Source organism: Neobacillus sp. PS3-40, from assembly GCF_030915485.1.
Lineage (GTDB): Bacteria > Bacillota > Bacilli > Bacillales > Cytobacillaceae > JAUZPL01.
Genome location: NZ_CP133266.1, coordinates 39,514 through 59,722 on the forward strand (window position 1 = coordinate 39,514; position 20,209 = coordinate 59,722).

The window sequence follows — 20,209 nt, forward strand, 5'->3', positions numbered from 1 at the left end:
CAATATGAGATTAAAAGAAAACAATGGATAAAGGCATTATAATTTCTGTTGGGGAGACCCATTTTATTTTTTATTGTATGGTTTACAGCATATTTAGTAAAAAGAAATAGAGGTAAATCTCACTTTCAACAGCCCCTCAAAAATACCAGTTGTTTGAATTCTACTGTAGTAAAGCGTTATGGTACCTGGGGGTGGGCACTTGTCTAAAATGTTGCCAATATTTTATTTGAATTTTTTCAAATTATAGTATAGTTAGATTATACGTAATTTTGGAGAGGGGTAATGGAATGCACAAGGATTTTTTTGTAAAAAATCGCAATCGTTTATATGAGAAACTGGAAGAGGATTCACTGCTTGTTTTGTTTGCTGGTAAAGCCCCACAAAAGTCTGCCGATGAGGCCTATGCATTTGTCACAAATCGTAATTTTTATTATATGACAGGTATCAACGAACCTAATGTTATCTTTTTAGTACATAAAAAAAGTAATAAAGCTGAAGAATATCTATTCATTGAAAAGTCAGATCCCGTATTAGAAAAATGGATAGGTAAATCGATCTCAACAGCAGAAGCAGCAGAAGCCTCTGGAGTCAGTAATATCCTATTTATCGAACAATTTGAATCCTTTTTGTCTAGTGCTCTTTTTAAAAACTCCCTAACAACTGTTTATTTAGATTTAGAGAGAAGAGAGTTAGATAGCGTTGCCACAAAAGCACAACAATTTGCTAGTAAATTACAGAAAAATTATCAATTTCTCCAGATTAAAAATGTTTATCATGATATATGTTCCTTGCGTGTTTTTAAAACTCCTGAAGAAGTCGGAGAAATAAAAAAGGCCATTGCCATAACGTATGAAGGAATTAAAAATGTAATGAGGAATGCCAAAGGAGGCATGAAGGAATATCAACTAGAAGCCTATTTTGATTTTACCCTTAAGTTTAACGGCGTAAAACATTATGCTTTTCCTACGATTGCTGCTGGCGGCAAAAATGGCACGGTTCTTCATTATGGAAAAAATGATGATACAGTGGAAGAAGGCAGTCTTGTCCTGCTAGATTTGGGAGCACAATATAACTACTACAATGCGGATATAAGTTACACATTTCCTGTGAATGGTACATTTACCGATAAACAAAAAACCTTCTACACTATTGTTTTAAAAGCATTAAAAGAAACAACAGAACTGATAAAACCAGGTGTTCCATTCGCCAAATTGAATGAGCATACAAAAAAAATCCTAGCAGAAGAGTGTATCAAAGTTGAATTAATACAAGAAGAAAGTGAAATTACAAACTATTATTTTCATGGTGTTAGCCACTTCCTTGGTCTAGATACCCATGATGTTGGCGATTATAACGACTTAATCCTACAACCTGGAATGGTCCTAACCGTAGAGCCAGGCTTGTATATCGAAGAAGAAGAAATCGGAATACGGATTGAAGATGATGTTTTAGTCACTGAAGAAGGGTACGAGGTACTCTCAAAAGATATATTCCGATCTGTGGAAGAGATAGAAGCATTTATGAAGAAATAAGCATTTTATCGATTTAAAGCGGTTTACATGATGGTGGTTTGAAACGTTCATCTTGGCAATAGTGCAGCTAAAAGATGCGTCAAATAGCCCTATATTGAACTGATAGGGTTTATTTGACGTTTTCTTTTATACGGTTCCCCTACTATATAATTTGTGAGCCTATAAGAAATCTATAAAAGCGTTGCTGAACCACCCGCAAAGTAGGAATCATTACTTTTAAATTTTAAGTTATTAAATCCGATTGGCCACAGTTAAATTTAGGACACATAAAGCAGAGATAGGACCTCATCGTACTATTCATAACTGTCGAATTTATCACTAGTGTTCCAAAACCAAAATGAAATTCGAAATAGTTATAAAAAAATGGTTTGAGTCCCAAAGTGGTAGTGTCTCAATTTTTATATTTATTGGACAGATGATTACTCCAAAATCGACGGATGCTCTTTCTTCACCATGGAGATGTGCGATTGCCCTAATTGAGCCTGCATCTAATCTTGTTTACTGATGAAATCTTTGTAAGTCACAATTTTATATTCAAGCATCTCATCTGCAGCTTTTAACGTTCTGATTTGTTTCTTAATAGAGTCTTTATGTTCTTCTAAAAGGCTTAATCGCTCTTGTGTGGTATGTTCTCCTTCTAAAACTAGTGAAGCATACTTCTTTATTTTCTCGATAGGCATTTGTGTTTCTTTTAACTTGATAACAAATTGCAGCCATTTAATATGTGTATCGTTATATCGCCTGTCTCCGCTTGCATCACGATCAGGAATTATAATTTTTTCCTTTTCGTAATACCGTAATGTATGTGTACTTATCCCTAAAATTTTAGCCACTTCACCAATGGTGTGCATAAGAAACCTCCCCATTAATTTTTCTCTTGACTTAGAGTTTACTCTAATCATTATAATCAACTCATAGTTCGTTCACAATAAAATCAATTGGATAAAATTCAGGAGGGATTTATATGAAATATACAGTTATAACGGGTGCTAGTTCAGGAATTGGGTATGAAACGGCTCTTGCTTTTGCGGCTCGCGGAAAAAACTTAATCATAGCAGCTCGCAGAACGGAGGAATTAGAGAAGCTAAAATCAAAAGTGGCTGACATTAACGCAGACCTGGATGTTGTCATTCGAACTGTTGACTTATCTGTTACTGCAAATGTTTATGCATTCTACGAAAGCCTTCACGATTATCAGATTGAGACCTGGATCAACAATGCTGGGTTTGGAAACATTGCTTCCGTTGGGGAACAAAATTTAAATAAAATTGAGACGATGCTTCACTTGAATATTGAAGCCTTAACCGTTCTGTCCTCTCTTTATGTACGAGACTATGCAGATGTTGAGGGAACGCAAATCATCAATATTTCTTCAGGAGGAGGATATCTGATTGTTGCCGATGCTGTGACCTACTGTGCGACAAAGTTCTATGTAAGTGCCTTTACAGAAGGTCTAGCACAAGAATTGAAAGGAAAAGGAGCAGCTATGCAAGCAAAAGCATTGGCTCCAGCTGCAACAGAGACCGAATTTGCGAAACGCTCCTATGATGTTGATAATTTTGAATATGATGGTATTGTTCCTAAGTTCCATACAGCTGAACAAATGGCCGGTTTCTTACTGGATTTATATGACAGTGAGAAGGTGGTAGGAATTGTGAATGGAGAAACGTATGACTTCGAATTAAGAGATCCGATTTATCCGTATGTGACGCGGATAAGAAACTAGTCTTTTAAAATCAAAACATAACAAAAAGCCGATAGTTCCTTAGCGTATATTTTCGTTAAAATGCGGCGGTAAATCTATTATTGTGAATGTGTAAGGATTGATACTTTTATCAAGGAAAGATACGGAAATAAATGCGATTTAGATAGTGAAGGAGAATTAAAATCATGAATAAATTTCAAGCAATTTAAAATAATCATTTAGCTTTAACACAATATCATCGTTGGTATCAAGTATATGAAGTTCCGCTTAACAAAGCTCGTCTAGAAAACCAGTTAGACATTTTAGAGGATGAAATTGAAATTTCATCTCAAGCTGGAACTACGAAAGGTAAAATTGGTTTAGAAGATAGATTAAAAATGTTTGAAGGATGGCAAAATGCACATCATGTTGAAAAGACATCAATCAATCAGTTGAACGATGTGGAACTTTCATTAGAAGCTGATATTCTTTATCAAAATATACGTCCAGAAAATAGTAGATACAGCTATAAAATTCATTATTCAACAATTCTGAAACTTCGAGATAACGAATTACCTCTTTTTACAAATGTACATTTAGAACCAACAGGTACGTAGAAAATCCACAATTTAAATCTGCCTATGCAGAAAATAGAGCAAAATCATTTATGCATTACTGGTTATATTTAATGGAAACAGCATCTGTGAACAGTGACAAATTCAAAGAACTATTAGCAGATCAATTTGAGTTGAATTTAAGTACGACTTCTAAAGTTAATACATTAAAAGGATTTAATGAATGGTTAGTAACTATTTCGAATCAAGTAAAACAAAGCGGACATTATCCGAAAAACTTCTCAGTTACAGAAAATGTAGATAACACGATAAATGTTTCTGTAGATTTTGAATGGGAAGGTATTTCTGTTGAGAATAAGCCAATGAATGCGGAAATACATCATGAATGGATACTTGAAAATAATTTAGATGAGCGATTTGCTCGTATGAAAATGATGAAAGTGATTCAATCTAAGCCATTTCAAACAGTAGAATAATTTAAAATATAGCCTTTTTCTTTTATGATAGGTAAAAGAAAAAGGCTATATATGATCTTTTCCCCTTCAAGTAACGGAGCAATTTAGCACAACAAGAAGCATTAATAAAAAGATGGTTCAACAGATATTAATGAAGTAGAATTTATCTAATATAAAAATTTCGAGGTGGAACATAATTATGGAACACGAATTAAAAGAGTTTATTAAAAAGTGTGACCTTGCAATAAAGCAAGAAGATTTTGATACTTTGATGAATTACTATACTAATGATGCAATTTTAGTTGTAAAACCCGGAATGATTGCACGTGGCAAAGAGGAAATTAAAAAAGCATTTATTGCAATTGCGAAATATTTTAATAACAGTATTCTACCAACACAAGGGGAAATGATTATTTTAGAAGCAGGCGATACTGCTTTAGTTTTATCTCAGACACTACTTGAAGCTGATAAAGAGGATTCGGAGTATTCAATGGATAGAAGGGCAACATATGTGTTTAAGAAAAATTCACAAGGGGAATGGCTTTGTGCAATTGATAACTCATATGGTACAGAATTAATTAATAATTAGACATTAAAATGATTGTGAAGTACTTAACCGAAAGGGTGCGATACTTAAACAAAGGGTATCGCTTTTTCCTTATTCAAGTAAAGGTCGGGTAGTTGAATAAGGATTTTATATCCAAACAAGAAGAAAAGATTATAATAAGCATTAAATTTATAGGGGATAGTTAATCACTGCAACTATATATTAGGAGGTTGTTAGGTATGTCGAAAAAATTATGGTTGAACCTTCCAGTGTGAGAACCAGAACGGGCAAAGGCGTTTTATACGCAGCTTGGTTTCCGGCTGAATGAGCAGTATGCAAGTCAAGATGGCTCTTTCAGCTTGATCGTCGGAGACAATCACGTTGTTTTGATGCTCTTCCCAGAATCCGCGTTCCGCGGTTTTACGGGGAATACTATTGCGGATTCGCAGCAGGGTACTGAAGTGTTATTTTCTCTGGGTGCGAACTCCAGGGATGAAGTTGATGAGATCGCCTTGAAAGCCGAACGTGCCGGTGGCACTGTATTCAGCAAGCCAGGCGAACATGGTGGCTGGATGTACGGCTGCGGTTTTGCTGATCCGGACGGTCATAGGTGGAACATGTTGTACATGGATATGAGCAAAATTCCGCAAGGTTGAACGCCAACACTCCGGTGTTTAAACAAAAAAAGCAAAAACTGGTGCTTTACTTTAATAATAAGTAGCGCCTTTTTTGTTGTTCCATTAACTAGCAGTTTAGTTTAAAAAATGGGGTTTTTATGGCGGATTTAAACTGAGCTATTCATTGATTGGATTTATACCAAATAAAAATTGCCGGAAAGGGACGATATTTATTTAAGCGATTGAAGCTCAGACATTACTTTTAAAAAGGGGTAAAGCCTTATTCATATTCAATGGGCAGTAGTACAAGAAGAAGGATTATTTAAAGAGTTTGTTGAACCTCTTAAGTACAGAAATATTGGAGGCTTTTTCCTGTTTTTATTTTAGAGAGAATCATAAAAGAAAGTAGTTGTTTTTATGAATGATTTATTATCTACCAAAGGTAGGTTAAAAGAAGATAAATACAGGTTGATTGGCAAATTACTATGGTGGTTTTTTGCCTTTGCTGTGCTTGCAATTACATCAACTTTAATTGCGTCTTTGTTACCTTGGGACAATATTTGGGGGAAAATAGGGTATTTTCTTCTAGGTATAATTATATTATATGTCTGGATAAGGTTTGTAATCATAGTAATTAAGATGTCTATTTTGTCTTTTAAAATTATGAAAATTAATATCAAACTCCTAAAGGAAAAAGGAAAAGCATCCTGATAAGAAAAAAACTTATTCTTAACGGGGAACTTTAGTTCAAGAAACCGATAAAGAAAAATGTTCAGAGCTTTTACGCTTCGAACATTTTTCTTTACCAATTCTATTGGTGATTTCCTGATAATTAGGGTGCTACTTCTATTATGATTTCAGCCGTTAATTGTCATTTTGTACTTCAAAATCGAACCAGTTACAAATTTGAAGAGTGCATTATTTAAAGAATCAGATTTCATCTTTTTAGGCTGCTTTATCCACTTTTTCTACATTTTCAATTGAATTTATTATTTTTATTTGTGAGTAAAAATAGAAAGCTAACGTTGTTTCAAATAAGAAGAATATCCAATCAATTGATATACCTTCTTGAAATGCGTTTGCAGGATCCGCAAATAAAGTGTCGCCTCCAAGAATGGAATAATTTAAACTCATAAATGCTGCAACGATTGAAGCAATAAAAGTAATTCGACAGATACCTTTATTACTTTTCCCCATAAATTTATGAACGGCATAAACAATAAATGACAATGCAACAAATAGCTCTGCTATCATAACAACCATACTTAATAAATGATATTGAGGAAGTCCTATACTCTTTACTAAGTTAGCGTAGGGATGAATTTGAATATCAGAGATCCCTTGTGATAATTGTGAACGAAATGCTGAAACATAATTTTTGGTTAGCATTTTGTCTATCGATGAAATAAGCCATTCATAAGCAACGATTAAAGTTAAAAATGGGAGAATATATTCTCGCGATGTTTTTGTCATAATATGCAACTCCTTTTTTATTTAAAACAGCAATAAAAATCATTCTAATGCCGTTCTGTATTACATTTTTTATAGTAAACTTGTTTTTTTAAAATTTTATTAAAAATAAGGTTTGTTTTGAATTTGTAAGCTATATGTTATAAAAATGATAAAATTATTAAAGGAGAAAAATATATGCATTAGAGGATTTTAGGAGGGGCTTTTATGACATTAATAATGTCAATTTTAGCAGGTATTATTACAGTAATCATAGTTCTACTTGGTACAGTTAATCTTACAAACAATATGGAAAGTGATTCTGCTGTTTTATTTGCAATATCAGTCTTATGTGGAATTGTTGTTGCTTGCACCATTGCAATAATTGATACAATAAAAAGAAATACTTCACCAAAAAAATGATTTTTAATATAGATACATAGCTTTTTATTATTTTGATATAGTAGGTCATTTATCCTTCTAAAACGAGTTTATGAAACTAAGCACTTGAACCATCGGGGGCGATACTTCAATAAGGTGTCGCTATTTTCTTATTCTGCGAAGATCAGTTTTGTTAAAGACTAATGTAAGAAGGAAGGAGAACAAATTTGAAACGGGAAGGAATAGTAAAATGATTTAAGGAAGAAAAAGGATATGGACGTATTATGCTTGACGAAGAAGATGGAAATCATGTCTTTGTTCATTTTAGCCAAATTACACCTGATAAAGTAAGGTTTCCAAATGGTTTCCGATTCCTTAAACAAGGGCAAAGGTTATTGTTCGAGTTAGTTGAAAACCCAGGTTCACTTGATCAAAATAAGGTTGCGAAGAATGTAACTATTATTTCTGACTAATAACTATTTATAAGCTACGAACGGGAGCAAGAGTTTAAGAATGGGGTTACACCAGCAATCCGTTCTTTGTTATTCGATTAACGGGTCAGGATTGTTCCGTTCTGTTGCTATCGCAATTGAATAATAGAATAAGAATTGGTGAAATTGTAAATAGGAGGTGTTGTAATGCTTACAGTAAATAATGCTGAAAGTTATTTTAAAAATAAGATTGGTGATGATACCGAAGATATACAAAATTTTTGGGAAGCATTTAAGGCTTTTTCTAAAGAGGCGGTTGAGGGAGAAGAAGAAAAAGAAATTTTATTTCAATGTGGTGTATATGATTTTACTGGAAATGAACTATTTCATTTTGATTTTGTACGTCAGTTTACTGTTTTTGAAGAAGATGACCATTCTCATATGGAACAACTACATTGTGAATTTTTATATAAACCAACAAGCGAATTAAAAAAGTTAAAAGTAGAAGAATGGTCAATGGATTATGATGATATAGATAATTTTTTAAATCATATTGAAAGTCTTCGGGAATTTAAAATACCTATGAATTTAAAGCCGATAAAATCAGAAATATATCAAGAAGAAATTTAATCCTTATTTCATTAACGGAGGCTATAGTTTAATAAAACGTTTTCTTCGATCTACTATTTGAGATCGGATTTTTTAATTTATTGAAAGCAGCCGGTGCCTTTTCTCAAAAGAATAGATTGCTAATAAGAGTAAAGTACCAATCGGGATGAAATGAATAGAACATACTTTCACTCAACCTATGAAGGATTGGATTCTGTGAATTCACACTGATCCGGTATCACTTTAGTTTTTTAATATTCCTCGACAAGAATATTCCTCGAAGGATATAATCAATTCAACAGGACGATAATACTTGTGATGATGTAGATGTGCTTTAACCGGAGACCATCACTTGACGAGGTGAGCAACATGTCAGGGAAAATTCCGGACGTGAACATGAGGACGCTGAGCTCTTTGTCTGAACCAAATCGTATGAATATCGTCGTACTCTTGCGTGACGGTCCCCTGACCGTTGGGGAAATCGCAGACCAGTTGGGATTGAGGCAGCCCCAAACTTCGAAGCATCTAAAAGTGTTAAGCGACAACGGGATTGTGAAAGTGCAGGCCGAAGCTAACCGCCGTATCTACAAGCTTCGGCCCGAGCCTTTCCAAGCGCTGGATTCTTGGATACAGTCCTTCCTGTGCGTGATGCAAGAAAGATTCGACAATCTAGATGATTATTTGAAGGAATTGCAAAACAAGGAAAAATCATAAAATCATTTCACGTTCAAGGAGGAATTACGATGTCAAACAACTCATTGGTATCGAGAGTGGAGAACGATCGGGTATTGGTACTGGAGCGCGTTTTCGATGCTCCACGCGATCTCGTATTCAGCATGTTTAAAGAGCCGGAGCATCTGAAACGCTAGTGGGGGTCGAGGGGCTGGGAGATTATAGTCTGCACTGTCGATTTCCGACCAGGAGGCGTTTGGCACTACTGTATGAAGTGTGTCGATCAGAATCAGGGTCAATTTTTTGGTATGGAATCCTGGGGCAAAGGGGTTTATAAGGAAATTATCGAGCTGGAGAAGATCGTCTACACCGATTACTTTTCGGATGCCGAAGGTAATTTGAATGACTCCATGCCGTCGACCGAGATCAAATTGGAATTCATCGATTTGGGTGGAAAGACAAAGCTTATAAACCGAGAATATATTTCCGAAGAGGCACTTAAGACCGTCACGGACATGGGCATAGTGCAGGGCATCACCGAAACTTGGGACCGTTTGAACGAGCTTGTGGAGTCGTTGAAGTAGAGTTACTGTAATGCTGATTTTAGCGTTAGAAAAGTTTAGAATTATTAAGTATTGGAATTAATTATATAAAGGAGTGTAAATATCAATGATTAGTAATGTAGGTCAAATCATGTTGTATGTTAATAACCAAGATGAAGCAAAGGCGTTTTGGACAGAAAAAGTAGGGTTTAGTGTAATTTCAGAGGAAGACAATGGTCAAGGTATGAGATGGATTGAAATTGCTCCAACTAAAGAAGCTGAAACAAGCATTATTCTCCATAATAAGGAATTTGTTGCGAAAATGTCGCCTGATTTAAATCTTGGAACACCTTCTTTAATGTTCTTCTCAAAAAATTTTGATAATCTATATAGTGACTTATCAAACAAAAACGTTACAGTCGGAGAAATTGTAAATATGCCTTCAGGTAGGGTATTTAATTTTGCAGATAGTGAAAATAATTACTTTGCAGTAATGGAAAAAAAGTGAATTTATATTAAATATACGAGTGCGATGCTTGAATAAAGGCATCGCCTATTTGCTTGTTTGATTTACGAAACAGATTATGAAGATTTACACTTAAAGTAACGGGGGGCTTTACTCCAAAAAGGAGTAAAGCCCTTTTCTTATTCAACAGGTAGTATAGTGCTAGAAGAAGGATCATATAAAGAGTTTGGTTGAACCTCTTAAGTACAGAAATATTGGAGGTTTTTCCTGTTTTAATTTAGAAAAAATCAAAAAAGAAAGTAGATGTTTTTATGAATGATTTATTATCTAGCAAAGGTAGGTTAAAAGAAGATAAATACAGGTTGATTGGCAAATTACTATGGTGGTTTTTTTCCTTTGCTGTGCTTGCAATTACATCATCATTTATTGCGTCTTTGTTACCTTGGAACAATGGTTGGGGGAAAATAGGAAATTTTCTTCTAGGCACAGTTATATTATATGTCTGGATAAGGTTTGCACTCATTGTAATTAAGAGCTCTATTTTATCTTTAAAAATTATGAAAATTAATATCAAACTCCTAAAGGAAAAAAGAAAGGCATCCTGATAAGAAAAATATCTTATTCAATTAACGGGAACTTTAGTTCAAGAAGCCGATATATAAAAATGCTCAGAGCTTTTACGCTCCGAACATTTTTATATCAATTCTAAATTCTATTGTTAATTACTTGCTAATTCGGGTGCTACTTCTATTATGATTTCAGCCGTTAATTGTAATTTTGCACTTCATAATCGATTCAGTTACAAATTTGAAGAGTGCATTATTTAAAGAATCAGATCTCATCTTTTCAGGCTACTTTATCCACTTTATCTACATTTTCAATTGAATACATTATTTTTGTTTGTGAGAAAAATAGAATTCTCATATAAATTTCCTTTTTTGAATATCAAGTATTTTGTATTTTTGTTAAAATTATATATATAACGTTTAGAAAGGAGATTCTCATTGGTTAATAATACTTTTGTACCTATTTTTGTAGCTTTTATCAGTGCTTTTGTCGTATGGATTTCAGTTTCAATTGTGAAGAAAAAGAATCGCCCTAAATGAGTTGCTAAAGAGGCAACACTAATATTTATCAATACACATTAATACATTATATTATCCATGACTTTCCAGATGCGACATAAAAAAGCCAACAGACAACTGTTGATTAAATCGATTTTTATACAACCAAAACTCCCGTTTGTTTAAGTGTAATTCTTCAAAACCAAAACCATTGAATTGAAGAAATTAACAATGAAAATCAAAAAAACTTTATTTAGGTTTACAAAACGATACACATTTATAAAGGGGTAATTATTTGTTCCAATATTTTTTTGCTTCCTCCTCGAAAACTTTTAATCTTTTATAATAATCTGGAAACTCGTTAAGATGTGCCAATGCAATTTTCCCAGTAATTAGAGGGTCATCCCCGGTAACATTAGTTTGGCTGGATTGTTTTCCGTGTTCAAGTTCAGTATTTACTCCCATCCAAAACTCATCTAAATTAAACTTACTTTTAGTAAAGTCAATACCTAAAAGTAAGGCTATTGCTGCTGCTTCCTCTTTAGAAAAGCTAGTTCTGACCCTATTTAAACTATTTGATTCAATATTATTAGTTGTAAACCTAGTTGGATATTTGTTAAGTAAATTTCTATTTGATAAACGAGTAAAATCCATACCATAGTTAGAATAATTAATGAAGGGATTCATATACGGAAAATTATTATAGTAGTAGTACACATAATTCACTCCTAAAACAGTAGTTACCAATAACATATGTTAATTGCTGGTTTATGAGCATGTAATCCTAAAAACTAAACAAACAATGATTTCACAAAAAATACACCTTGGCTTATTAATACTAATCGAGTAGAAGCGAGTCTGCTTCTGATGGAAGCTCGAAACGTTCACCTTGATGATGTCACAGTTAATGGAAACGCCAAATAAACCCCTATTGAAAGGATAGGGTTTATTTGGCGTTTCCTTTATCCATTATCCTTTTGCTGAAGAGAGTGAATAGCCTATATAAGGTGAAAGATGCAGTCTTAAATGAAAAAATTCATTTCATTATATAGATACATAAATCAACCTGTATAATTGGGTATATTTAGGTCCTGATATGATTTATTTATATAAAAAAACCTTAAGATTATCTTTCCTATCAAGGGTGGCAAGCAGAACATTTTTTACATCGGTCTGATATAAACTTGCTAAATTAGAAACAACCCAGCCTTCGTCCTTCCGAATTTGTTTTAACTCTTTGGAATTTATCTTACCTTCCTTAATGATCGTTCTTGGGAAATCGAAAGGCTCTATTCCCATCTGAATGGATGAAGGTGTTAGAGGTTCGTATTTTGGATCTAAAAAAACCGAAAATTTTCCGTCTGATTCCCAAATCGCCAAGGCTACTTTTTTCACATCTTCTACTTTTTCTTCCCGTAATTCTTCCAATAACACATCAATAGTTATTCTTGCCTTTTTTAATCCCTTATAAAGGATTTTTCCGTTCTGAACAATCGTAATTGGTGCATGATTGATTAGCTTTCTAAACCATGGCCATTTAAGAATCATAAAAATACCGCCAAGATACAAGATCACCAATACAACCGTTGAAATGATAGACCCTTTTAGCCCAAGATGCTCGTCTGATAGTGGATGGGCAATAATGTTTCCAATGACTAAGGTAATGGCGAAATCAAGGGGTCTTAATTGGGAGATCGCACGTTGACCTAAGACTTTAGCAACAATTAATAAAATGAAAAAAGCAACAACTGCTCGAAGAATCCACTCAAGGGTAGTGAGTGTTTCCTGGCTTTGAAAAAAATCCATGTAAGACACATCCTTCACCCAAGCTACGACTTAGTTTAACACCGATGTTGTTTTAATAACCCACAATCAATGAGAAATTTAAAGAGGGAAGCAGCCAGTTAGTGCTATGTCATTTTTACCTTTTCAAGAATACATGAATATAAAATTTCTGAGGATTGATAACTATGCCAATTTCGTTACCGGTATGTATTAAAACGGTTAAAAGTAGTAGCGGTCCAGGTAAAACATGTGACGAATTGGCGGTTTAATGTATGTGGTTCTTAGGGGAAAAAGGATGTTGATGACTCCAAATTCTTCAACAACCGGGCCGGATTGGAAGAGAGATTGTAATTATATACTTTATTCATATATCAGTTTAATTTCAAGCTTGGTGAATGGTATCAAAAGTACATAAGATTTTTATATTAATTATCCAAATCCAGTAAGAATACAGGTCTCCATTTAATAATATAATGGCCTAGTTGCACTTATGCGACATAGTAAAGTATAAACTTTGAAAAAAGTTTATACTTTACTATTAGCTAAAAAAAACGACATCAATGTCGTTTTTGAAATATAGCGAAGATCCTACTTCAATCGAATTAACTTGATTTCCCAATATCACCTGCAAATTGATTTACTTGTTCTCGCAGTTTATATTTCTGAATTTTACCTGAGGCTGTCATTGGATAGTGATCAACAAACATAATATATTCAGGAATCTTGTAAAATGCTAGTTTTCCTCGACAAAAGTCTTTGACGTCCTCTTCTGATAATGGATAGCCTTCTTTGACTTGAATACATGCAGCGACTCTTTCGCCGTATTTAGCATCAGGGATTCCTACGACTTGGACATCTAATATGCCTTCATGCAAATATAAGAATTCTTCAATTTCACGTGGATAAATATTTTCACCACCACGAATGATCATATCTTTAAGTCTTCCAGTTACTTCAAAGTAGCCATCTGGGTCGACTGTTGCCAAATCACCTGTATGAAGCCATCCATCTTTATCAATCGCCTTCACAGTTGCTTCAGGCATTTTGTAATAGCCTTTCATTACTAAGTATCCACGAGTACATAATTCGCCCTGGGCACCTACTGGAACTTCTTCACCAGTTAAGGGGTCAACAATTTTAACTTCGGTAAATGGGTGGGCCTTTCCAACAGAATTCACTTTACGATCAATTGGGTCATTTGTGACTGTTTGCGTGATAACAGGGGATGACTCCGTTTGTCCATATGCAATGGTCACTTCACTCATTCCCATTTCATTCATGACTTTTTTCATTACTTCAATAGGGCAGTTAGAACCCGCCATAATACCAGTACGAAGGGAGGATAAATTGTATTCTTTAAAATTATCAAGATTTAATTCAGCTATAAACATGGTTGGTACACCGTGTAATGCGGTGCATTTTTCATTTTCTACGGTTTTCAATACTACTTTTGGGTTGAATTCAATGATTGGTACCATTGTCGCACCAACTGAAACACTGGCAAGTGTCCCCATGACACAGCCAAAACAATGGAAAAATGGAACTGGAATACAGAGTCTATCTTGGTCAGTTAAATTCATCGCATTTGCAACAAGATAACCATTATTAACAATATTGTTATGTGTAAGCATAACGCCTTTTGGAAATCCTGTTGTACCTGATGTATATTGCATGTTAATGACTTCATCATATGTTAAGGTTGCTTCAATCTCTGCTAATTGATGGTCGTTGATGGCTTCACCTAAAGAATTTATCTCGCCCCAACTATACATACCATTCGGTGTTTCATCGCTGCCAATGTAGACAATATTTTTTAAATATGAAAGATGTTCTAGTTGAAGTTCGCCAGGTTTTGATTTTAAAAGTTTATGATTTGTAACAGTGTGAATGGTGTTGATGTAAGAGGTGCCTTTAAATCCATTAATTAAAAAAAGGGTTGTGGCGTCAGATTGTTTTAATAAATACTCTAATTCAGTTGATTGATAACTCGTATTCACAGTCACTAAAATAGCACCAATTCGTGCTGAAGCAAATTGAAGTAATACCCATTCAGGTACGTTTGTCGCCCATATTGCAATTTTTTCACCTTTTTTTATACCTAAACCTAATAAAGCTTTAGCCAGCTTCGTCGTTTCATCATAAAACTGTTGGTACGAATAACGGATGTTCTCTTGTGAATAGACTAATGCTTCTTTTGAGCTGTATTTCTTTACAGCTTCGTGTAAAAGTTGGCCAATAGTTTGCTGTTTTAACGTAATCATATAGACCTCCTATAATATGTACCTACCCACCATCCTCTAAATACTTAAACCGCTTTCCTTTTTATTATAAAATACCTCGCCGTAATATTCAAAATATTTAAATAAAAATGAATTACAGCTCTAATTTCAGCAAATGGCTATAAATATACAGCACAAGTATGGATAGCCCTTTTTTATCCAGATATTTTTCAAGAGATTCTTGAATCAATTTTGTCTGTTCATAAACCTTTACTCCTTGTAATTCAAGTAGTGGGCACCCATCTTCCGATAGGATAGAACGTATCACTGCCCTATAATGTGCTGTTTTAACCGTTTAAGAAAATAAGAAGAACTTGTCAAGGTTTTGCACTAACAAAGCAGATTGTTTAAAGAAGGGGATTTTTTACAAATTGAAGAATAGTTATGTAAGAAGAAAAAGATAAGGATGTGTTTTTAATTAAAGCAGTAATATTTGACTTTGATGGCACACTTGCTGATACATTACCGGTTTGTTTCTTTGCTTTTCAAGCTGTTTTTAGAGAATTTGATAATCGAGAGTTAACTTCTGAAGAAATAAAGGCTATGTTTGGCCCTTCGGAAACAGGGATAATTCGAAAAAACCTTATGAATAATGATTATGAAAAAGCAATAGAGTTATTTTATGAAAAATACAATGGTGAACACCAAAACTTAGTTCGGAAAAATGAGAAAATAAATAATTTATTAAGGAGACTAAAAAAAGAAGGGTATAAACTAGGGATTTATTCTGGTAAGGCAAGAAGAAGTCTTGATATCTCTTTAAAATGTCTTGAGATGGATCACTATTTTGATGTTGTGATCACTGGTGATGATGTAAAGTTACCAAAGCCACATCCCGAGGGAATAAATAGAGCATTGAAACAGCTAAAGGTATCCCATGATGAGGCTATTTTCCTCGGAGATAGTGATGCTGATATATTGGCCGGTAAACATGCAATGATCCATACCATTGGAGTGCAATGGTTACCAAATTACCAGACAATAGAGTTTAGTGTTCAACCAGATGAAATATATAGTAATATAAATGATTTTAATCTATTCCTTACAGAACTTAGTATATAGAGTGTTTAATGCATAAGTTGCCACCCGGCGATTTTTTACCAGCCGGCAGGTTTTTTTAATTATGTATTGGAATAAATCATTTAAAAGGGGGATAAAAATGGATCTTATGGGGGCTATATTAAACATTGTTTTCTTTGTACTAGTTGTATTTTTAATATCAAGAGTTGCTCACTATTTTAACGAAACAAAGAATAGTTTAAATAAAATAGAAAAGAAGTTAGATGAAATTAAGGAATTCAGTGTTAAAAAGGAGTAATTAATTTTCATACAAAAAGTAATTTTTATATAAAAGGGGGTAAGAGTTTTAGATCTGGTTTTGTTTTTACATATACGCGTTTAGGTAATAGTTCTGACAGAAATTTTATTTATTAAGGAGCAGTCCAAACGAAAAAATATATGCAATATGTGGGGATTGCCAACACATTAAGGCTTCCCGCCTTAACCATACCTGCAGGGGAGACCAAGAATGGACTTCCAATAGCAGTACAATTAATAACTACAGTAGGACAAGAAAAGGCACTATTTCATTTCGGAAGAATCATAGAAAAAGATTTTCGAGGATATAGACGTTGCCAGCTACTTTAGGATTGAGAACACTCAGCCTAGGATGAGTAGTTTTCGTGTTTCCACTTCTATTTCTGTTTCTATTTTAAATAGGTAAGAAAAAAATCCATCTCATTCCTCTGTATATCAATTGATCCATTCAACATACCAAATTCCAATATTAGATGTATATCGTTCCATTGTCAGGGAAAATTAAATGAGGTCACTGTGATCAGAAAATGCTTATGTAAGAAATGAAATACGGGACTTTACAATAAGGCCCGGCGTTAATTTCCCACGATTATTCAGTACAGTAGGTTGAATTATCCAATAATTGAAAGGAGTGAAATCTTGATGCCGAGTCCTAAGAAGCAGGATAGCAGAGAGGATTATTTCGTGGATATTGACAGGATGGTCAATGAGGGCCTGGGAGGGGGCAACGTCACCATGGATAATGGTTTGATTGAAGGAACGACCTCAGATACTTTGAAATTTCCCGAATCAGTAATTGATAAAACTGAAATAGAAAAAGGCAAGAAAATATAGGAATTGAATTCAATTGGCGCAGGCTGAAGAATCGGAATGACTCGCTTGTGACCTCGGTTAAACGAATTTATTAGTCTTTAAAAATGAAGCAGTGCAATAAAAGTCATGAACTTGCTTCGTTTTGCTGCAAGGGAGGCAATTGGAATTGTCAACTTCTCATCATTATTCTTTTATGTTAAAAGAGTTAAAATCCGGGAATCATTCTTTCAACTATTATTCTCTTTCAAGTTTAGAGGAAAAGGGATTCAAAAAAGTATCGTCATTTCCATTTTCAATAAAGATCTTGCTTGAAGCAGCCGCACGGCAATGGGATGGAAAAACAATTACAAATGAACACGTTGAAAGATTTGCCCAATGGATGGAAAATCAAGGGACTGGGGAAGTCCCTTTTAAACCGGCAAGAATTTTATTACAAGATTTTACTGGCGTTCCCGCAATTGTAGATTTGGCAGCCATGCGATCTGCAATGGACGCCTTAGGCGGTGACTCGGAAAACATAAACCCACTTGTTCCCGTTGATCTTATTATTGACCATTCGATTATGGTTGACCGGTTTGGAACGGATGATTCCTTTGCTTATAACGCTGAAATGGAATTTCGCCGAAATGGCGAGCGGTATAAATTTTTAAGATGGGCACAAACCTCCTTTAGGAACCTAAGCATTGTTCCCCCATCAACTGGAATTTGCCACCAGGTGAATTTAGAGTACCTAGCAAAAGTTACTTTAACGAAGGAAGCAAATGGCCAAAAGGTAGTATTCCCCGATACTCTTGTCGGTTGTGACTCTCATACGACCATGATTAATGGACTTGGCGTGGTGGGATGGGGTGTTGGCGGGATTGAAGCAGAAGCGGGAATGTTAGGGCAGCCACTTTATTTTATTACACCCGAGGTAATCGGGTTTAAATTAACCGGTAAGCTTTCAGAAGGGGTCACAGCTACAGATATGACCCTGACGATTACAGAAATCCTGCGTAAAAAAGACGTTGTTGGAAAGATCGTCGAGTTTTATGGGACAGGACTTTCGAGTATTAGCCTTCCAGACCGCGCAACGGTAGGGAATATGTCACCTGAATACGGTGCAACAATGGGCTATTTTCCGGTCGATAAGGAATCCTTGAATTATTTGCGTCGGACAGGACGAAGTGAAGAACTTGTTCAACTTGTTGAACAATATTATAAAGCACAAGGAATGTTCCGCACTGATGATACACCGGATCCAGTTTTCTCGGATACGATTGAACTTGATCTTTCAACCGTTGTGCCAAGTTTAGCAGGTCCGAAACGTCCGCAAGATCGTATTGCTTTAACGGATATGAAAGAAAAATGGAATCAAATCCTGCGTGCTCCTATTGAACAAGGCGGATACGAGCTTCCGGAGGATGAAATCAAAAAAGAAGTGGAAGTTACATTTGCAAACGGTGAAAAGGCCAAAATTGGCACGGGCTCCGTTGTCATTTCAGCTATTACCAGTTGCACAAACACATCCAACCCGTCTGTCATGCTTGCCGCGGGTCTTGTAGCCAAAAAAGCGATTGAAAAAGGCTTACGGCGTCCTTCTTATGTCAAAAGCAGCTTATCTCCTGGGTCAAAGGTTGTTACGGATTATCTCGAAAAAGCGGGGCTAATCGAACCATTGGCAAAGCTTGGTTACAATCTTACCGGATACGGCTGTTTCACTTGTATTGGAAACAGCGGCCCACTGCCAGATCCAGTTAGAAAGGCAATCAGTGAAAATGATCTCACGGTTGTTTCTGTTTTAAGCGGAAATCGGAATTTTGAAGGACGCATACATGCACAGGTGAAAGCCAACTTTTTGATGTCTCCGCCACTCCTTCTTGCTTATGGCTTAGCCGGCCGCATTGACATTGACTTTGAAACAGAGCCCGTAGGTTATAATGAAAAAAATGAACCTGTCTTTTTAAAAGATATTTGGCCTACATCGGAAGAAGTTCAAGAAGCGATCAACCGGGCAATTGAACCCGATATGTTCAGAAAAGAATACGAAAATGTTTTCGAGGCTAATGAACACTGGAATGAACTTCCCGTATCAAAAGGAAAACTTTATGAATGGGACGACATTTCTACCTATATTCATCACCCGCCTTTCTTTGAGGGGTTGAAGCCTATGGCTGAGCCTATTCAAGAGATTCATGGAGCGAAGAGTTTGGCCTTGCTTGGGGATTCGGTGACGACGGATCATATTTCTCCGGCCGGCAGTATTGCAAAAGACAGCCCTGCCGGAACATTCCTTCAAAAAGCCGGCGTCAAAATAGAAAATTTCAACTCTTATGGATCCCGCCGTGGAAATGATCTTGTCATGACCAGAGGCACTTTTGCCAACATTCGTATTCGCAATCAAATGGTCCCAGGAACTGAGGGTGGCTACACAAAGTATCTTCCTACCGGAGAAACCATGCCAATCTATGATGCTGCAATGCAATATAAAGCAAACGGGACTCCGCTGGTAGTGATCGCAGGGAAGGAATATGGGACAGGAAGCTCACGCGACTGGGCTGCAAAAGGAACCTTATTGCTTGGAGTGAAAGCGGTCATTGCGGAATCCTTTGAGCGAATTCACCGAAGCAATCTTGTTGGGATGGGTGTACTTCCTTTGCAATTTAAAGAGGGTGAAAGTTGGAAATCGCTTGGTATCAATGGCTTGGAGACGTTTGCCATTCCTGGGTTGAATGATAATTTACAACCAGGCAAAATCATTACTGTACGGGCTTTACGTCCAGACGGTTCAACCTTTGATTTTGAAGTCATCACACGTCTGGATAGTACTGTTGATGTGGAATATTACCGAAATGGCGGAATTTTGCAAACCGTTTTACGACAATTGCTTAATTAAATATTAATAATGCCTGTCACCACCGCATTTTGACGAATTCATCGACATTATTCGGGTTAGGAGCCTTAATTGATTAATTGTTGTATTTGGGGATTTTTTGAAACTGCAGGAATAAT

The 20,209-nt window shown here is 35.4% G+C and carries 23 protein-coding genes and 1 pseudogene; 19 read left to right on the forward strand and 5 right to left on the reverse strand.

Features of this window, described 5'->3' with window-relative positions; all coding sequences use genetic code 11:
• Positions 1–287: 287 nt before the first annotated feature.
• Positions 288–1,532, forward strand: a complete 1,245-nt coding sequence (locus RCG20_RS00160) for an aminopeptidase P family protein (protein ID WP_308182228.1) — start codon at positions 288–290, stop codon at positions 1,530–1,532.
• A 488-nt stretch (positions 1,533–2,020) separates the two neighbouring features.
• Here RCG20_RS00160 and RCG20_RS00165 read toward each other — a convergent pair whose 3' ends face one another.
• Entirely contained in the window at positions 2,021–2,383 is a 363-nt protein-coding gene (locus RCG20_RS00165) for a MerR family transcriptional regulator (protein ID WP_308182229.1), read from the reverse strand.
• A 113-nt stretch (positions 2,384–2,496) separates the two neighbouring features.
• Between RCG20_RS00165 and RCG20_RS00170 the strand changes: the two genes are divergently transcribed.
• The 6 genes from RCG20_RS00170 (at position 2,497) to RCG20_RS00195 (ending at position 6,121) form a co-directional block, all read left to right on the forward strand.
• Positions 2,497–3,258 carry an SDR family NAD(P)-dependent oxidoreductase gene (locus RCG20_RS00170; RefSeq protein ID WP_308182230.1) on the forward strand — a complete coding sequence of 254 codons (762 nt, stop codon included), beginning with the start codon at positions 2,497–2,499 and terminating at the stop codon, positions 3,256–3,258.
• Between the two features lie 356 nt (positions 3,259–3,614).
• Positions 3,615–3,833 (forward strand): hypothetical protein, encoded by a 219-nt coding sequence (locus RCG20_RS00175; RefSeq protein WP_308182231.1) that lies wholly within the window; start codon positions 3,615–3,617, stop codon positions 3,831–3,833.
• 50 nt (positions 3,834–3,883) lie between these two features.
• On the forward strand, positions 3,884–4,267 hold the full coding sequence (locus RCG20_RS00180) for a hypothetical protein (protein WP_308182232.1): 384 nt from the start codon (positions 3,884–3,886) through the stop codon (positions 4,265–4,267).
• A gap of 178 nt (positions 4,268–4,445) precedes the next feature.
• On the forward strand, positions 4,446–4,835 hold the full coding sequence (locus RCG20_RS00185) for a YybH family protein (protein ID WP_308182233.1): 390 nt from the start codon (positions 4,446–4,448) through the stop codon (positions 4,833–4,835).
• A 278-nt stretch (positions 4,836–5,113) separates the two neighbouring features.
• Positions 5,114–5,449 (forward strand): VOC family protein, encoded by a 336-nt coding sequence (locus RCG20_RS00190; protein ID WP_308184429.1) that lies wholly within the window; start codon positions 5,114–5,116, stop codon positions 5,447–5,449.
• Positions 5,450–5,827: 378 nt separating this feature from the next.
• Positions 5,828–6,121, forward strand: coding sequence for a hypothetical protein (locus tag RCG20_RS00195; RefSeq protein ID WP_308182234.1), 294 nt, complete (start codon positions 5,828–5,830; stop codon positions 6,119–6,121).
• 234 nt (positions 6,122–6,355) lie between these two features.
• Here RCG20_RS00195 and RCG20_RS00200 read toward each other — a convergent pair whose 3' ends face one another.
• Complete coding sequence (locus tag RCG20_RS00200; RefSeq protein ID WP_308182235.1) at positions 6,356–6,883, reverse strand: hypothetical protein; 528 nt, start codon at positions 6,881–6,883, stop codon at positions 6,356–6,358.
• Between the two features lie 204 nt (positions 6,884–7,087).
• Here RCG20_RS00200 and RCG20_RS00205 point away from each other — a divergent pair, with 204 nt between their 5' ends.
• From RCG20_RS00205 to RCG20_RS00235, 7 genes and pseudogenes are all read left to right on the forward strand, one after another.
• Positions 7,088–7,282 carry a hypothetical protein gene (locus RCG20_RS00205; RefSeq protein WP_308182236.1) on the forward strand — a complete coding sequence of 65 codons (195 nt, stop codon included), beginning with the start codon at positions 7,088–7,090 and terminating at the stop codon, positions 7,280–7,282.
• Positions 7,283–7,524: 242 nt separating this feature from the next.
• Positions 7,525–7,713 carry a cold-shock protein gene (locus RCG20_RS00210; RefSeq protein WP_308182237.1) on the forward strand — a complete coding sequence of 63 codons (189 nt, stop codon included), beginning with the start codon at positions 7,525–7,527 and terminating at the stop codon, positions 7,711–7,713.
• Positions 7,714–7,878: 165 nt separating this feature from the next.
• Positions 7,879–8,301, forward strand: a complete 423-nt coding sequence (locus RCG20_RS00215; RefSeq protein ID WP_308182238.1) for a hypothetical protein — start codon at positions 7,879–7,881, stop codon at positions 8,299–8,301.
• Between the two features lie 348 nt (positions 8,302–8,649).
• On the forward strand, positions 8,650–8,994 hold the full coding sequence (locus RCG20_RS00220) for an ArsR/SmtB family transcription factor (RefSeq protein WP_308182239.1): 345 nt from the start codon (positions 8,650–8,652) through the stop codon (positions 8,992–8,994).
• Between the two features lie 29 nt (positions 8,995–9,023).
• A pseudogene (locus tag RCG20_RS00225) lies at positions 9,024–9,536 on the forward strand (SRPBCC domain-containing protein).
• Between the two features lie 85 nt (positions 9,537–9,621).
• Positions 9,622–10,002 (forward strand): VOC family protein, encoded by a 381-nt coding sequence (locus RCG20_RS00230; RefSeq protein WP_308182240.1) that lies wholly within the window; start codon positions 9,622–9,624, stop codon positions 10,000–10,002.
• Positions 10,003–10,271: 269 nt separating this feature from the next.
• A complete protein-coding gene (locus RCG20_RS00235) occupies positions 10,272–10,565 on the forward strand; it encodes a hypothetical protein (RefSeq protein WP_308182241.1) in 294 nt (97 codons plus the stop codon).
• A gap of 750 nt (positions 10,566–11,315) precedes the next feature.
• Here the strand turns inward: RCG20_RS00235 and RCG20_RS00240 are convergent.
• The 3 genes from RCG20_RS00240 to RCG20_RS00250 all read right to left on the reverse strand — a co-directional run bounded on the left by RCG20_RS00240 (position 11,316) and on the right by RCG20_RS00250 (position 15,070).
• Complete coding sequence (locus tag RCG20_RS00240) at positions 11,316–11,741, reverse strand: DUF5661 family protein (protein ID WP_308182242.1); 426 nt, start codon at positions 11,739–11,741, stop codon at positions 11,316–11,318.
• A gap of 384 nt (positions 11,742–12,125) precedes the next feature.
• Positions 12,126–12,830, reverse strand: coding sequence for a DUF421 domain-containing protein (locus RCG20_RS00245; protein WP_308182243.1), 705 nt, complete (start codon positions 12,828–12,830; stop codon positions 12,126–12,128).
• A 581-nt stretch (positions 12,831–13,411) separates the two neighbouring features.
• On the reverse strand, positions 13,412–15,070 hold the full coding sequence (locus tag RCG20_RS00250; protein ID WP_308182244.1) for an AMP-binding protein: 1,659 nt from the start codon (positions 15,068–15,070) through the stop codon (positions 13,412–13,414).
• Positions 15,071–15,505: 435 nt separating this feature from the next.
• Here RCG20_RS00250 and RCG20_RS00255 point away from each other — a divergent pair, with 435 nt between their 5' ends.
• From RCG20_RS00255 to acnA, 5 genes are all read left to right on the forward strand, one after another.
• A complete protein-coding gene (locus tag RCG20_RS00255; RefSeq protein WP_308184430.1) occupies positions 15,506–16,150 on the forward strand; it encodes an HAD family hydrolase in 645 nt (214 codons plus the stop codon).
• A 97-nt stretch (positions 16,151–16,247) separates the two neighbouring features.
• Positions 16,248–16,406, forward strand: coding sequence for a hypothetical protein (locus RCG20_RS00260; protein WP_308182245.1), 159 nt, complete (start codon positions 16,248–16,250; stop codon positions 16,404–16,406).
• A gap of 140 nt (positions 16,407–16,546) precedes the next feature.
• Positions 16,547–16,735, forward strand: a complete 189-nt coding sequence (locus RCG20_RS21700; RefSeq protein ID WP_374120496.1) for an amidase family protein — start codon at positions 16,547–16,549, stop codon at positions 16,733–16,735.
• A gap of 312 nt (positions 16,736–17,047) precedes the next feature.
• Positions 17,048–17,239 carry a hypothetical protein gene (locus tag RCG20_RS00265; RefSeq protein WP_308184431.1) on the forward strand — a complete coding sequence of 64 codons (192 nt, stop codon included), beginning with the start codon at positions 17,048–17,050 and terminating at the stop codon, positions 17,237–17,239.
• A 172-nt stretch (positions 17,240–17,411) separates the two neighbouring features.
• Positions 17,412–20,093: an aconitate hydratase AcnA gene (acnA, locus tag RCG20_RS00270; RefSeq protein WP_308184432.1), complete on the forward strand. Its 2,682-nt coding sequence runs from the start codon at positions 17,412–17,414 to the stop codon at positions 20,091–20,093.
• The last annotated feature ends 116 nt before the right edge of the window (positions 20,094–20,209 follow it).

Bases quoted from the DNA above. Each gene is read 5' to 3' on its own strand.
- RCG20_RS00185 (WP_308182233.1), top strand. From the start codon at position 4,446: ATGGAACACGAATTAAAAGAGTTTATTAAAAAGTGTGACCTTGCAATA.
- RCG20_RS00245 (WP_308182243.1), bottom strand. From the start codon at position 12,830: ATGGATTTTTTTCAAAGCCAGGAAACACTCACTACCCTTGAGTGGATT.
- RCG20_RS00180 (WP_308182232.1), top strand. From the start codon at position 3,884: ATGCATTACTGGTTATATTTAATGGAAACAGCATCTGTGAACAGTGAC.
- RCG20_RS00215 (WP_308182238.1), top strand. From the start codon at position 7,879: ATGCTTACAGTAAATAATGCTGAAAGTTATTTTAAAAATAAGATTGGT.
- RCG20_RS00175 (WP_308182231.1), top strand. From the start codon at position 3,615: ATGTTTGAAGGATGGCAAAATGCACATCATGTTGAAAAGACATCAATC.
- RCG20_RS00260 (WP_308182245.1), top strand. From the start codon at position 16,248: ATGGATCTTATGGGGGCTATATTAAACATTGTTTTCTTTGTACTAGTT.
- RCG20_RS00160 (WP_308182228.1), top strand. From the start codon at position 288: ATGCACAAGGATTTTTTTGTAAAAAATCGCAATCGTTTATATGAGAAA.
- RCG20_RS00265 (WP_308184431.1), top strand. From the start codon at position 17,048: ATGCCGAGTCCTAAGAAGCAGGATAGCAGAGAGGATTATTTCGTGGAT.
- RCG20_RS00195 (WP_308182234.1), top strand. From the start codon at position 5,828: ATGAATGATTTATTATCTACCAAAGGTAGGTTAAAAGAAGATAAATAC.
- RCG20_RS21700 (WP_374120496.1), top strand. From the start codon at position 16,547: ATGCAATATGTGGGGATTGCCAACACATTAAGGCTTCCCGCCTTAACC.
- RCG20_RS00230 (WP_308182240.1), top strand. From the start codon at position 9,622: ATGATTAGTAATGTAGGTCAAATCATGTTGTATGTTAATAACCAAGAT.
- RCG20_RS00205 (WP_308182236.1), top strand. From the start codon at position 7,088: ATGACATTAATAATGTCAATTTTAGCAGGTATTATTACAGTAATCATA.
- RCG20_RS00200 (WP_308182235.1), bottom strand. From the start codon at position 6,883: ATGACAAAAACATCGCGAGAATATATTCTCCCATTTTTAACTTTAATC.
- RCG20_RS00235 (WP_308182241.1), top strand. From the start codon at position 10,272: ATGAATGATTTATTATCTAGCAAAGGTAGGTTAAAAGAAGATAAATAC.
- RCG20_RS00220 (WP_308182239.1), top strand. From the start codon at position 8,650: ATGTCAGGGAAAATTCCGGACGTGAACATGAGGACGCTGAGCTCTTTG.
- RCG20_RS00210 (WP_308182237.1), top strand. From the start codon at position 7,525: ATGCTTGACGAAGAAGATGGAAATCATGTCTTTGTTCATTTTAGCCAA.
- acnA (WP_308184432.1), top strand. From the start codon at position 17,412: ATGTTAAAAGAGTTAAAATCCGGGAATCATTCTTTCAACTATTATTCT.
- RCG20_RS00250 (WP_308182244.1), bottom strand. From the start codon at position 15,070: ATGATTACGTTAAAACAGCAAACTATTGGCCAACTTTTACACGAAGCT.
- RCG20_RS00170 (WP_308182230.1), top strand. From the start codon at position 2,497: ATGAAATATACAGTTATAACGGGTGCTAGTTCAGGAATTGGGTATGAA.
- RCG20_RS00165 (WP_308182229.1), bottom strand. From the start codon at position 2,383: ATGCACACCATTGGTGAAGTGGCTAAAATTTTAGGGATAAGTACACAT.